The 12,713-nt window shown below is 71.0% G+C and carries 10 protein-coding genes and 1 rRNA gene; 10 read left to right on the top strand and 1 reads right to left on the bottom strand.

Annotated features, from left to right (window positions below; all coding sequences use genetic code 11):
* The 8 genes from rrf to ACFQQL_RS09950 all read left to right on the top strand — a co-directional run bounded on the left by rrf (position 1) and on the right by ACFQQL_RS09950 (position 8,906).
* Positions 1 to 119, top strand: a 5S ribosomal RNA gene (gene rrf / locus ACFQQL_RS09915).
* 178 nt (positions 120 to 297) lie between these two features.
* Positions 298 to 2,007 (top strand): dihydroxy-acid dehydratase, encoded by a 1,710-nt coding sequence (gene ilvD / locus ACFQQL_RS09920; protein ID WP_382393848.1) that lies wholly within the window; start codon positions 298 to 300, stop codon positions 2,005 to 2,007.
* 305 nt (positions 2,008 to 2,312) lie between these two features.
* Positions 2,313 to 4,163, top strand: coding sequence for an acetolactate synthase large subunit (locus tag ACFQQL_RS09925; RefSeq protein ID WP_382393850.1), 1,851 nt, complete (start codon positions 2,313 to 2,315; stop codon positions 4,161 to 4,163).
* A 36-nt stretch (positions 4,164 to 4,199) separates the two neighbouring features.
* Positions 4,200 to 4,727 carry an acetolactate synthase small subunit gene (gene ilvN / locus ACFQQL_RS09930; protein ID WP_382393852.1) on the top strand — a complete coding sequence of 176 codons (528 nt, stop codon included), beginning with the start codon at positions 4,200 to 4,202 and terminating at the stop codon, positions 4,725 to 4,727.
* Positions 4,728 to 4,782: 55 nt separating this feature from the next.
* Positions 4,783 to 5,811 carry a ketol-acid reductoisomerase gene (gene ilvC / locus ACFQQL_RS09935; RefSeq protein ID WP_465254039.1) on the top strand — a complete coding sequence of 343 codons (1,029 nt, stop codon included), beginning with the start codon at positions 4,783 to 4,785 and terminating at the stop codon, positions 5,809 to 5,811.
* A 307-nt stretch (positions 5,812 to 6,118) separates the two neighbouring features.
* The gene (locus tag ACFQQL_RS09940; RefSeq protein WP_382393856.1) at positions 6,119 to 6,517 is read left to right on the top strand and encodes a VOC family protein; all 399 of its coding nucleotides are present in this window, start codon (positions 6,119 to 6,121) and stop codon (positions 6,515 to 6,517) included.
* Positions 6,518 to 6,571: 54 nt separating this feature from the next.
* Positions 6,572 to 7,615: a 3-isopropylmalate dehydrogenase gene (locus tag ACFQQL_RS09945; RefSeq protein ID WP_382393858.1), complete on the top strand. Its 1,044-nt coding sequence runs from the start codon at positions 6,572 to 6,574 to the stop codon at positions 7,613 to 7,615.
* Positions 7,616 to 7,751: 136 nt separating this feature from the next.
* Positions 7,752 to 8,906 carry a branched-chain amino acid aminotransferase gene (locus tag ACFQQL_RS09950; RefSeq protein ID WP_382393860.1) on the top strand — a complete coding sequence of 385 codons (1,155 nt, stop codon included), beginning with the start codon at positions 7,752 to 7,754 and terminating at the stop codon, positions 8,904 to 8,906.
* 12 nt (positions 8,907 to 8,918) lie between these two features.
* Here the strand turns inward: ACFQQL_RS09950 and ACFQQL_RS09955 are convergent, their stop codons facing one another.
* Entirely contained in the window at positions 8,919 to 9,650 is a 732-nt protein-coding gene (locus tag ACFQQL_RS09955) for a class I SAM-dependent DNA methyltransferase (RefSeq protein WP_382393862.1), read from the bottom strand.
* Between the two features lie 329 nt (positions 9,651 to 9,979).
* On the opposite strand from ACFQQL_RS09955, the gene cimA reads away from it, so the two are divergent.
* Both cimA and ACFQQL_RS09965 read left to right on the top strand, forming a co-directional pair.
* A complete protein-coding gene (cimA, locus tag ACFQQL_RS09960; protein ID WP_382393864.1) occupies positions 9,980 to 11,608 on the top strand; it encodes a citramalate synthase in 1,629 nt (542 codons plus the stop codon).
* Between the two features lie 48 nt (positions 11,609 to 11,656).
* Positions 11,657 to 12,703 (top strand): lipoate--protein ligase family protein, encoded by a 1,047-nt coding sequence (locus tag ACFQQL_RS09965; RefSeq protein ID WP_382393866.1) that lies wholly within the window; start codon positions 11,657 to 11,659, stop codon positions 12,701 to 12,703.
* The last annotated feature ends 10 nt before the right edge of the window (positions 12,704 to 12,713 follow it).

The following is a 12,713-nucleotide window of genomic DNA, read 5'->3' on the forward strand; positions in this document are numbered from 1 at the left end:
TACGGCGGTCATAGCGAGCGGGGAAACGCCCGGCCTCCATTCCGAACCCGGAAGCTAAGCCCCTCAGCGCCGATGGTACTGCACGCGCGAGCGTGTGGGAGAGCAGGACACCGCCGAACACCCATTCAGAAATGGCCCTTGCCGGACGGCAGGGGCCATTTCTGTTTGTGCTGCCCGGGTGCCGTTTCGAGCTCCTCGGCGAGGCGGGCCGAGCGCGAGGGCGACCTCGGCGGCGGGGGCGTTTCGCAGTGCGATCGCCGGCGATCCCAGGTCGGTCGCGGGCCTATGCTCAGCCGTATGAGCATGGACGCCACGAGCACACCGGACATGAAGCCCCGGAGCCGCACGGTCACCGACGGTCTGGAGGCGACGGCCGCCCGCGGGATGCTGCGCGCGGTCGGGATGGGTGACGAGGACTTCGCGAAGCCGCAGATCGGGATCGCGAGCTCGTGGAACGAGATCACTCCCTGCAACCTCTCGCTGGACCGCCTCGCGCAGGCCGCCAAGGACGGTGTCCACGCCGGTGGGGGCTATCCGCTCCAGTTCGGGACGATCTCGGTCTCGGACGGCATCTCGATGGGGCATGAAGGGATGCACTTCTCGCTGGTGTCCCGCGACATCATCGCGGACTCGGTCGAGACGGTGATGATGGCGGAGCGGCTGGACGGCTCGGTGCTCCTGGCCGGCTGCGACAAGTCGCTGCCGGGCATGCTCATGGCGGCGGCACGGCTCGACCTGGCGAGCGTGTTCGTGTACGCAGGCTCGATCATGCCGGGGTGGGCGAAGCTCTCGGACGGCACCGAGAAGGCCGTGACCATCATCGATGCCTTCGAAGCGGTCGGCGCCTGCAGCCGCGGCCTGATGAGCCGCGAGGACGTCGACGTGATCGAACGAGCGATCTGCCCCGGTGAGGGCGCCTGCGGCGGTTACTACACGGCGAACACCATGGCGACGGTCGCCGAGGCGATCGGTATGTCGATCCCGGGGTCGGCCTCGCCGCCGTCGGCGGACCGTCGGCGGGACGCCGCCGCGCGGCGAGCCGGCGAGGCCGTGGTGGAGATGCTGCGCCAGGGCATCACCTCGCGGGACATCATGACCAAGGAGGCCTTCGAGAACGCCATCGCCGTCGTGCAGGCCTTCGGCGGCTCCACGAACGCGGTGCTGCACCTCCTGGCCATCGCCCACGAGGCCGACGTCGATCTCGGGCTCGAGGACTTCGCCCGGATCGGCGCGCGGGTCCCGCACATCGCCGACCTCAAGCCCTATGGCCGTTACGTCATGACGGACGTGGACCGCGTCGGTGGCATCCAGGTGGTCATGAAGCAGCTGCTCGACGCCGGCATCCTGCACGGTGACTGTCTCACGGTGACGGGCAAGACCGTCGCCGAGAACCTGGAGGCGCTGGCGCCGCACGAACCGGACGGTGAGGTGCTGCGCACCTCGGCCGATCCGGTGGCGCCGACCGGCGGTCTGACGATCCTGCGTGGTTCGCTCGCGCCGGAGGGTGCCGTGGTGAAGTCGGCCGGGTTCGAGAGCCACGTGTTCGAGGGGACCGCGCGCGTGTTCGACCGGGAGCGCGCGGCCCTGGACGCCCTGGAGGACGGGTCGATCACCCACGGAGACGTCGTCGTGATCCGTTACGAAGGTCCCAAGGGTGGGCCGGGCATGCGCGAGATGCTGGCCATCACGGGCGCGATCAAGGGAGCGGGGCTCGGCAAGGATGTCCTCCTCATGACCGACGGTCGCTTCTCCGGGGGGACCACCGGGCTCTGCGTGGGCCACATCGCGCCGGAGGCGGTGGACGGCGGCCCGATCGCGTTCGTGCAGGACGGCGACCGGATCCGCCTGGACGTCTCCTCCGGCACGCTCGACCTCCTCGTCGAGCCGTCCGAGCTCGAACGGCGTCGGCAGGGTTGGGCACCGCTGCCCCCGACCTTCACCCGCGGCGTCCTCGGCAAGTACGCCAAGCTGGTCCAGTCGGCGTCGCGTGGGGCCATCCTCGAGTAGCGCCGTGATGGACGGTCGGCAGGCGATGCTCGGAGTGACCGTCCTGGTACGCCGTCCGACCGTCCGCAGCGCGGATCGAAGAACCACGATGTGAGATGATCCGGGTGAGGGGTGACGCGGTCATGCTCGGGGGTCTAGGGTGAACGGTATGCAGCAGATCACGCTCGTACTTAGCTCGCGCGCAGCCGCTCGCTGAGCATCGCGGCTGCGCGCACCCCTCGAGATCCCGCAGGGCCGGGACGAGGGGTTTTTTCATGCCCGGACGATCACCCGACCGATGAACCCGCCACCACCAGGAGGCACCGATGGCCAAGGCCCCGCACCCGGCCCCGCCACGTCCCGCACCGACAGCGGCCCCTGACCGGGTGGCTCCGTCGGTAGCACCTCGGTCCGCGACGACCATCACCGAGCCGTCGACCGGTGCGCGCAACATCATCCGCGCCCTCGAGGAGCAGGGTGTCGACACGATCTTCGGGATGCCGGGCGGGGCGATCCTGCCGACGTACGACCCGCTGTACGACTCGAGCCGGCTGCGGCACATCCTCGTCCGGCACGAGCAGGGCGCCGGCCACGCCGCCAGCGGGTACGCGTCCGCCACGGGCAGGGTCGGCGTCTGCATGGCGACCTCGGGCCCGGGCGCGACGAACCTCGTCACCCCGCTCGCGGACGCCCACATGGACTCCGTGCCCGTCGTCGCGATCACCGGCCAGGTCGGTGCCGCGGCGATCGGGACCGACGCCTTCCAGGAGGCGGACATCGTCGGCGCGACGATGCCCATCACGAAGCACTCCTTCCTCGTGACCGACGCCGAGGAGATCCCCGCACGCATCGCGGAGGCGTTCCACATCGCCTCGACGGGTCGTCCGGGGCCCGTCCTCGTCGACATCGCCAAGTCCGCCCAGCAGGCGGCCGCGGAGTTCCGCTGGCCGCCGGCGATGGACCTCCCGGGGTATCGGCCCGTGACGAAGCCGCACGCGCGGCAGGTGCGCGAGGCGGCCCGGCTGCTCGCCACCGCCCGGCGGCCCGTCCTGTACATCGGAGGCGGGGCCATCCGTGCCCAGGCGGCGGCGGAGCTGCTCGAGCTGGTCAACGCCTCGGGCGCCGCCGTCGTGACCACACTCATGGCGCGCGGCGTGATCCCCGACTCCCACCCGCAGCACCTCGGCATGCCGGGCATGCACGGCTCGGTGCCCGCGGTGGCGGCGCTGCAGATGGCGGACCTGGTCGTCGCGCTCGGTGCCCGCTTCGACGATCGCGTCACGGGACAGCTGGACAGCTTCGCCCCCAAGGCCACGATCGTCCATGCGGACATCGACCCCGCGGAGATCTCGAAGAACCGTACGGCGGACGTCCCGATCGTCGGTGACCTGCGCGAGGTGGCGATCGACCTCACCGCCGCTCTCCATGCGGCACACGCCCAGCACGGGCGTCCCGACGTCGAGGGCTGGTGGCGTCAGCTGGACGACCTGCGTGCCACCTATCCGCTCGGGTGGACGCCGACCGAGGACGGGCTCATGGCTCCGCAGCACGTCATCTCCCGCGTCGGGGAGATCTCCGGTCCGGAGAGCGTCTACGTCGCCGGGGTCGGTCAGCACCAGATGTGGGCGGCGCAGTTCATCCGGTACGAGCACCCGCGGACGTGGCTCAACTCGGGAGGCCTGGGCACGATGGGCTACGCCGTCCCTGCCGCCATGGGGGCCAAGGTCGGCCGGCCGGACGCCACCGTCTGGGCGATCGACGGCGACGGGTGCTTCCAGATGACCAACCAGGAGCTGGCCACGTGCGCGCTCGAGGGGATCCCGATCAAGGTCGCGCTCATCAACAACTCCTCCCTCGGCATGGTCCGGCAGTGGCAGACCCTCTTCTACGAGGGGCGGTACGCCCACACCGACCTGCACACCGGCCACGAGACCCGGCAGATCCCGGACTTCGTGAAGCTCGCCGAGGCCTACGGGTGCGTCGGGCTGCGGTGCGAGTCGACCGCCGACGTCGATGCCACGATCAAGCGGGCCCTCGAGATCGACGACCAGCCCGTCGTGGTGGACTTCGTCGTCAGCCGGGACGCGATGGTGTGGCCGATGGTCGCCGCCGGGGTCAGCAACGACGACATCCAGTACGCCCGCGGCATCACGCCCGAGTGGGACCGGGACGAGTGAGACTCCCGTGACCGCACCGACCTCCAGGAGTTGCGCATGAGCACCAGGCACACCCTCTCCGTGCTGGTGGAGAACAAGCCGGGCGTGCTCACGCGCGTCTCGGGCCTCTTCGCCCGCCGGGCCTTCAACATCCACTCGCTCGCAGTCGGCCCCACGGAGCACCCCGAGATCTCCCGCATCACCGTGGTCGTCGACGCCGCCGAGCTGCCGCTGGAGCAGGTGACCAAGCAGCTCCACAAGCTGGTCAACGTGCTCAAGATCGTCGAGCTGGAGCCCGAGCAGTCGGTCCAGCGGGAGCTGCTGCTCGTCAAGGTCCGCGCCGACGACGCCTCCCGCACCGCCGTGCTGCAGGTCGTCGAGCTGTTCCGGGCGCACGTCGTCGACGTCGCACCAGACGCCGTGACCATCGAGGCCACCGGCTCGGACGGCAAGATCCGCGCCCTGCTCGCGGCGCTCGAGCCCCACGGCATCCGTGAGATCGTCCAGTCCGGCGTCGTCGCCATCGCCCGCGGCGCGCGCTCCATCACCGACCGGGCGGCCGAACGGGCCGTCCGTCCCGCCTGAGCCCAAACACCCGCCGCGCCCAGCGCGGCACCACCCACACCGAAGGAGAACCACCGTGGCCGAGCTGTTCTACGACGACGACGCCGACCTGTCCCTCATCCAGTCCAAGAAGGTCGCCATCATCGGCTACGGCAGCCAGGGGCACGCCCACGCCCTGAACCTGCGCGACTCGGGTGTGGAGGTCGTCGTCGGACTGCGTGAGGGGTCCGCGTCCTGGTCGAAGGCCGAGGAGCAGGGCCTGGCGGTCGCGACCGTGGGCGACGCGGTCCGCACGGCGGACGTCGTCATGATCCTCGCTCCCGACCAGGTCCAGCGGACCGTGTACGCGGAGCAGATCGAGCCGAACCTCAAGGCCGACGCCGCACTCTTCTTCGCGCACGGCTTCAACATCCGGTACGACTACATCGCGCCGTCGGCCGGCCACGACATCTGCATGGTGGCGCCGAAGGGGCCGGGCCACACCGTCCGCCGCGAGTTCGAGGCCGGACGTGGCGTGCCGGTGATCGTCGCGGTCGAGCAGGACGCCTCGGGGCAGGCGTGGGACCTCGCGCTGTCCTATGCCAAGGCGATCGGCGGGTTGCGGGCGGCCGGCATCAAGACCACGTTCACCGAGGAGACCGAGACCGACCTCTTCGGTGAGCAGACCGTGCTGTGCGGTGGCGTCACCCACCTCATCCAGGCGGGCTTCGAGACGCTCACCGAGGCGGGCTACCAGCCCGAGGTGGCCTACTTCGAGGTGCTGCACGAGATGAAGCTCATCGTCGACCTCATGTGGGAGGGCGGCATCTCCAAGATGCGCTGGTCCATCTCGGACACCGCCGAGTACGGCGACTACGTGTCGGGGCCGCGGGTGATCACGCCCGAGGTGAAGGAGCGCATGCAGGCCGTGCTGGCGGACATCCAGTCCGGCGCGTTCGCCGACCGGTTCATCACCGACCAGGACGCCGGGGGCGTGGAGTTCAAGGAGCTGCGCACGCGCGGTGAGCAGCACCCGATCGAGACGACCGGCCGCGAGCTGCGGAAGCTGTTCGCCTGGACCGAAACCCGCGACGCCGACTACACCGAGGGAAGCGTCGCGCGATGACTGGAGCGAAGTGCGCCGTGCAGGTGGAGGTAGTGCGAGGAACGAGCGCTGCCGGAGCCGGAGCGGCGTGCTTCGCGACTGTCGGCGAGGTAGGGGCGAGGGACGAGCCTCTGCCGGAGTCGGAGCGCGCGCTTCCCGAGACGATGAGCACCGAGGGAAGCGTCGCGCGATGACGGAGGTAGGGATGATGCGAGGTGGAGGTAGGAGCGAGGAACGAGCTCCTGCCGGAACCGGAGCGTCAGCCCTACCGACCATCGACACGGAGGTAGGGGCGAGGGACGAGCCCCTGCCGGAGTGAGGGACGACGATGGCGTTGCGCTGGTACTCGACGGTCGTGGAGTCGACCGACCATCACGCGCTCGCGCGCTGGTGGGCGGCGGCGCTGGAGTGGGACCTGCTCATCGACACCGACCTGGAAGCGATCGTCGTCCCTCCGTGGGCCGCTGAGCTGACGGCCCGACTGGACTTCCACCGGGTCCCGCCCGGGATGGTGTTCGTGCCCGTCGAGCACGAGAAGTCCGGCAAGAACCGGCTGCACTGGGACTTCGCCCCGCACGTCGGCGACGACCGGGAAGCGGAGATCGCCCGGCTGGTCGACCTCGGCGCGACGGTCGTGGACGTGGGCCAGCCCGCGGAGGCCAGCTGGACGGTGCTCGCCGACCCGGAGGGGAACGAGTTCTGTGTGCTCTCGTCCCGCACGGAGTAGCCGTTCAGTGAGACGGCGGTCCCAGATACTGACAATCCTGCCTAGGGTGACTGCATGACGCGGACGATCGACCTGGCCGTGATCCCCGGTGACGGGATCGGCCCCGAGGTGGTGGCCGAGGGCCTCAAGGTGCTGGACACCGTCCTGGCCGGCTCCGGGGTCACCGTGAACCGGACCGAGCTCGACCTCGGGGCGAGTCGCTGGCACGCGACGGGGGAGACGCTGACCGACGCGGACCTGGCGACGATCCGTGAGCACGACGCGATCCTGCTGGGGGCCATCGGTGACCCCGGGGTCCCCTCCGGCGTGCTCGAACGAGGTCTCCTGCTCAAGCTGCGCTTCGAGCTCGACCATTACGTCAACCTGCGCCCCTCGCGCCTCTTCCCCGGTGTCGCGAGCCCGCTCGCCGAACCGGGCGAGGTCGACTTCGTCGTCGTGCGGGAGGGCACCGAGGGGCCGTACGTCGGCAACGGTGGCGCGATCCGCGTCGGCACCCCGCACGAGGTGGCCAACGAGGTGTCCGTGAACACGGCCTACGGCGTCGAGCGCGTCGTCCGGGACGCCTTCGCACGCGCGCAGGCCCGCCCACGCAGGAAGCTGACGCTCGTCCACAAGCACAACGTCCTCGTGCACGCCGGGCACCTCTGGCGCCGCACGGTCGAGGCGGTGGGAGCCGAGTATCCGGAGGTGAGCGTCGACTACACCCACGTCGACGCCGCGACGATCTACCTGGTCACCGATCCCGGACGGTTCGACGTCGTCGTCACGGACAACCTCTTCGGCGACATCATCACCGACCTCGCCGCGGCCGTCACCGGGGGGATCGGCCTGGCCGCGTCCGGGAACGTCAACCCCGACCGGACCGCCCCGTCGATGTTCGAGCCCGTGCACGGCTCCGCGCCGGACATCGCCGGGACCGGGAAGGCGGACCCGACGGCCACCGTGCTGTCCGTGGCGCTGCTGCTGGAGCACCTCGGCCTGGCCGAGGAGGCCGAGCGGGTCTCCTCCGCCGTCGCGGCGGACATCGCGGAGCGGGGTGGTGGCCCCCGCAGCACGACGGAGGTCGGCGACGCCCTCGCCGCGCGAGTATCCGGCTGACGGACGCTCCGCGGCCGTTCGCCAGGCCGCAGCGTCACCGGTGCGGGCATCGACGCCCGCCTGCCGTCGGTGCCCGCACGGTGCCGGACGGCGATACCGTCCCTCCAGGAGAAACCACGTCAGAAGGACGCCGCCCATGAGCACCTCATCGGACCTCGAGCTACTCAGCGGACCGACGGCGAGCGAGCTGCCGCCGGCCGGCGAGCTGCTCGGTCGCTTCCCGCTCACCGCCAACCCCGAACCGGCCGACGACGAGACGTTCCGCCGCTGCATGGACACGCTCGCCTTCGGAACCTCCTTCACCGACCACATGGTCCGCGCGACGTGGACGCCGGCCGAGGGCTGGCACGGACACCGCACCGAGGCCTTCGCGCCGCTCACCCTGTCACCGGCGGCCGCCGTCCTGCACTACGCGCAGGAGGTCTTCGAAGGACTGAAGGCCTACCGGCACGCCGACGGCTCCGTGTGGACCTTCCGCCCCGGGTTCAACGCCGCACGGCTGAACGCCTCCGCCCGCCGCCTCGCGCTGCCCGAGCTGCCGGAGCAGGACTTCGTCGCCTCGCTCGCCGCGCTGCTCGCGGCGGACAGCCGCTGGGTGCCCTCCCGCCCGGGCTCCAGCCTCTACCTGCGGCCCTTCATGATCGCGACCGAGGCGTTCCTCGGCGTCCGGCCGGCACACGAGATCGAGTACCTCGTCATCGCCTCGCCCGTCGGGCCGTACTTCCCGCACGGGTTCGAGCCGGTCTCGATCTGGGTCTCGGAGAGCTTTCACCGGGCGGGGGCCGGCGGCATGGGGGCGGCGAAGACCGGTGGGAACTACGCGGCGTCCCTGCTTCCGCAGCAGGAGGCAGCCGAGAAGGGCTTCGCCCAGGTCTGCTTCCTCGACGCCACGACGAACACGGCGCTCGAGGAGCTGGGCGGCATGAACGTGTTCGTGGTCGACGACGACGGCGGCCTCCGCACGCCGTCGCTGACCGGGACGATCCTCGAAGGGGGCACCCGCGGCGCCATCATCGAGCTCCTCCGGGACGCCGGCCGGGACGTCCGCGAGGAGGTCATCCAGCTCGAGGACCTGCGGGCGCAGATCCGGGCGGGCACGGTCAAGGAGATGTTCGCCTGCGGCACCGCCGCCGTCATCACGCCGATCGGTCGGCTCGCCGGGGCGGACTGGGACGCGATCGTCGACGACGGCACGCCGGGCGAGGTCACGACGTCGCTCTACGGGGAGCTGACGGACATCCAGTACGGCCGGCGGCCCGACCCGCATGATTGGATGTACCGCCTGGCGTGACCGGCGTCAGCCTCAGGCGGGCTTGCGCCAGACGGACACGTGGCTGGTGGACTCCGCGGTGAACTCCGAGCGGTCCCAGTCGGCGTACCGATGCTCCAGCTCCAGGCCGGCGATGCGTGCCATCAGATCGCACTCGGACGGCCACAGGTAACGGTGCTCGGAGGGCCAGTACCGGAACGTCTCCCCGCGCCGGGTGTAGTGGTGCGAGGTGCACCGCTGCGTCACCAGGTCGTAGGTGTCGATGCCGAGGTGCTGGTCGGAGACGTCGAACGGCGCGGCGAGCTGACCGGGTGGCAGCCGGCGCAGCGGCGGTACCCCCAGCTCGATGACGAACCGGCCGCCCGGTGCCAGGTGCCGGGCAGCGTTGCGGAAGCACTCGACCTGCTCGTCCTGGGTGAGCAGGTTGGAGATGGTGTTGAAGACCAGGTAGACGAGGGTGAACTCGCCGGGGACCCGCGTGGTGGCCATGTCGCCGATCGTGACCGGCAGCTCGTCCGCGGTGATCTTCTCCCGGAGCCTGGCGGCCATGGGCTCGGACAGCTCGATGCCGGTGACCGGCACGCCGCGCCGCGCCAGCGGGATGCCCACCCGGCCGGTGCCGACGGCGAACTCGAGAGCCGCGCCGTCGCCGGCGAGGTCGGCGAGGAAGTCCACCGTGGGGCCGAGCACCTCGGGCGCGAACATGGTGGGGTTGTCGTCGTACGTTCGGGCGAGCTCCTCGCCCCACAGCTGGCTGGATGTCACGGCCCGAGCATGGCCGCCGGGGCGCGGAGACGGCAACGGATTTCGGCCCGGTGCCGCCCAGCCGGGTGCATCCCGGAATCTGGGACCCCTTGTTCGGAAGATGGACGCCGTGCCATACTCGCCGACGTGACGCAGTTCCGGCTCATTATCGGATAGCGCATCGGGCACACCCGTCCGATGCGCAGACCTCCCGCACCCCGGGGGGTCTTTTTGTTGCCGGGACCACCCGCACCCGGCGGCTCACCGGCAGGAACGCCCTGCCGGTACCGGTACCGGCCCACCACCGCCGGGCGAGCCGGGCGGCGTCACGAGCTGAACGAGGAGCACCCATGAGCACCACCGAGACCACCGGCGTGGCGCACGCCCCGGGCGCCGAGACGTCCGTCGTCCAGATCTACGACACGACGTTGCGCGACGGCGCGCAGCAGGAGGGCATGAACCTCTCCGTCGCGGACAAGGTGTCGATCGCCGGGCTGCTGGACGAGCTCGGCGTGGACTACATCGAGGGCGGCTGGCCCGGGGCCGTCCCGAAGGACACCGAGTTCTTCGCGCGTGCCGCCAAGGAGCTGGATCTCCGCCACGCCAAGCTGGCGGCCTTCGGCGCAACGTGCAAGCCGGGTACCCAGCCGCACGAGGACCCGCAGGTGCAGGCCCTCGTCGACTCCGAGGCGCCCGTGGTGACCCTCGTGGCGAAGTCCGACATCCGGCACGTCGAGCGGGCGCTGCGGACCGACGGCCAGGAGAACCTCCGGATGATCGCGGCGACCGTCCGGCACCTCGTCGGGCTCGGTCGGGAGGTACTCGTGGACTGCGAGCACTTCTTCGACGGCTACGGCTACGACGCCGCATACGCGGTGGCGTGCGTCGAGGCGGCGTTCGACGCCGGCGCCGCCACCGTGGTCCTGTGCGACACCAACGGCGGCATGCTCCCCGACGTCGTCACCCGGGTGGTCACCGCGGTCCGCGCGCGGACGAGCGGGAGGCTGGGGATGCACGCCCACAACGACTCCGGCTGCGCCGTCGCCAACACCCTTGCGGCGGTGGCCGCCGGCGCCGGCCACGTGCAGGGCTGCGTCAACGGGTACGGCGAGCGGACCGGCAATGCCGACCTCGTCACCTGCGCGGCCAACCTCGAGCTGAAGCTGGAGCGCACCACGCTGCCGGGGCTGGCGGAGGCGAGCCGGATCGCGCACGCGGTCGCCGAGATCACCAACATCCCGCCCCACCCACGCCAGCCGTACGTCGGCGCGTCCGCCTTCGCGCACAAGGCCGGGCTGCACGCCTCCGCCATCCGGGTCGACCCCGACCTCTACCAGCACATCGACCCGGTCACCGTGGGCAACGACATGCGCATGCTCGTCTCGGAGATGGCCGGCCGGGCGTCCATCGAGCTCAAGGGCCGCGAGCTCGGGTTCGACCTGTCCGGACAGTCCGACCTGCTGGGCCGGGTCACCGAACGCGTCAAGGCCGCCGAGGCGGCCGGGTACACGTTCGACGCCGCGGACGCGTCCTTCGAGCTCCTGCTGCGGGCCGAGCTCGACGGCGGTGTCGCGCCGCGCTACTTCGACGTGGAGTCATGGCGGACGTTCGTCGAGCACCGTGCGGACGGGGTCACGATCGACTCCGAGGCCACCGTCAAGCTGCGGACCGGCCAGGGTCGCATGGTCTCCACCGGGGAAGGGAACGGCCCGGTCAACGCCCTCGACCACGCCCTGCGCGGCGCCCTGCTGAGCACCTACCCGGAGATCGAGGCCTTCGAGCTCGTCGACTACAAGGTCCGCATCCTCGACTCCCAGCAGGGCACGGACGCGACGATCCGCGTGCTGATCGCCACCTCCGACGGGGTCGACACGTGGTCGACCGTCGGCATCGGGACCAACATCATCGAGGCCAGCTGGGAGGCGCTCACGGACTCCGTCTCCTGGGGCCTGCTGCACCGCGGCGTCGAGCCCCGCTGACGACAGGCGGCCCACGGGCCGGTCCGGCGCCGTCGTAGGCTGGCCGACGTGCACGGTGAGTACAAGGTCCCGGGCGGCAAGCTCGTCGTCGCGGACGTCGAGGTCGACGGCGGCCGGCTCGCCCGGGTGAGAATCTCGGGCGACTTCTTCCTCGAGCCGGACACCGCGCTGGAGGACATCGACGCCGCGCTCGTCGGCATGCCGGAGTCGGCGTCCGCGGCGCACCTCGCCCAGGCGATCGGCGGCGCGCTCGACGGTGCCACGATGGTCGGCTTCACGCCCGAGGCGGTCGGCATCGCCGTCCGCCGGGCTCTCGGACGGGCCACGAGCTGGGCCGACCACACCTTCGACGTCATCCACGGCGCCCCCGTGCACCCGGCGCTCAACGTGGCGCTGGACCAGGTCATCCCCGAGGAGGTCGCTGCCGGACGGCGCGGCCCGACCATGCGGATCTGGGAGTGGGACGCGCCGCTGGTGGTGATCGGCTCGTTCCAGTCGGTCCGCAACGAGGTGGACCCCGAGGGGCTGGCGCGGCACGGGATGATGGTTGTGCGGCGCCTCTCCGGCGGCGGTGCGATGTTCATGGAACCGGGCAACTGCATCACGTACTCGCTCGTGGTGCCCGCCTCGCTCGTGGAGGGCCTGACCTTCGAGCAGTCCTACGCGTTCCTCGACGACTGGGTGCTGGGTGCCCTGGAGGAGGTCGGTGTGCGGGCGCGGTACGTGCCGCTGAACGACATCGCCTCGGACCAGGGCAAGATCGGCGGTGCCGCGCAGAAGCGCTTCGCCTCGGGCGTGGTGCTGCACCACGTGACGATGGCGTACGACATCGACGCGACCAAGATGCTCGAGGTGCTGCGGACGGGCAAGGAGAAGCTCTCCGACAAGGGCACCACCAGCGCGAACAAGCGCGTGGACCCGATGCGCTCCCAGACCGGCATGGCCCGGGAGGACATCATCACCGCGTTCCTCGACCACTTCCGGCGGCGCTACCGGACCCGCGAGTCGGACTACACCGCGGCCGAGCTGGACCGTGCGCGGGAGCTCATGGAGACCCGGTTCCTCACCGAGGAGTGGACCAACCGCGTGCCGTAGGTCGACGACG

This window comes from Georgenia alba (assembly GCF_042665525.1).
Taxonomy (GTDB): domain Bacteria; phylum Actinomycetota; class Actinomycetes; order Actinomycetales; family Actinomycetaceae; genus Allobogoriella; species Allobogoriella alba.

Bases quoted from the DNA above. Each gene is read 5' to 3' on its own strand.
- ilvD (WP_382393848.1), top strand. From the start codon at position 298: ATGAGCATGGACGCCACGAGCACACCGGACATGAAGCCCCGGAGCCGC.
- ACFQQL_RS09925 (WP_382393850.1), top strand. From the start codon at position 2,313: ATGGCCAAGGCCCCGCACCCGGCCCCGCCACGTCCCGCACCGACAGCG.
- ilvN (WP_382393852.1), top strand. From the start codon at position 4,200: ATGAGCACCAGGCACACCCTCTCCGTGCTGGTGGAGAACAAGCCGGGC.
- ACFQQL_RS09940 (WP_382393856.1), top strand. From the start codon at position 6,119: ATGGCGTTGCGCTGGTACTCGACGGTCGTGGAGTCGACCGACCATCAC.
- ACFQQL_RS09945 (WP_382393858.1), top strand. From the start codon at position 6,572: ATGACGCGGACGATCGACCTGGCCGTGATCCCCGGTGACGGGATCGGC.
- ACFQQL_RS09950 (WP_382393860.1), top strand. From the start codon at position 7,752: ATGAGCACCTCATCGGACCTCGAGCTACTCAGCGGACCGACGGCGAGC.
- cimA (WP_382393864.1), top strand. From the start codon at position 9,980: ATGAGCACCACCGAGACCACCGGCGTGGCGCACGCCCCGGGCGCCGAG.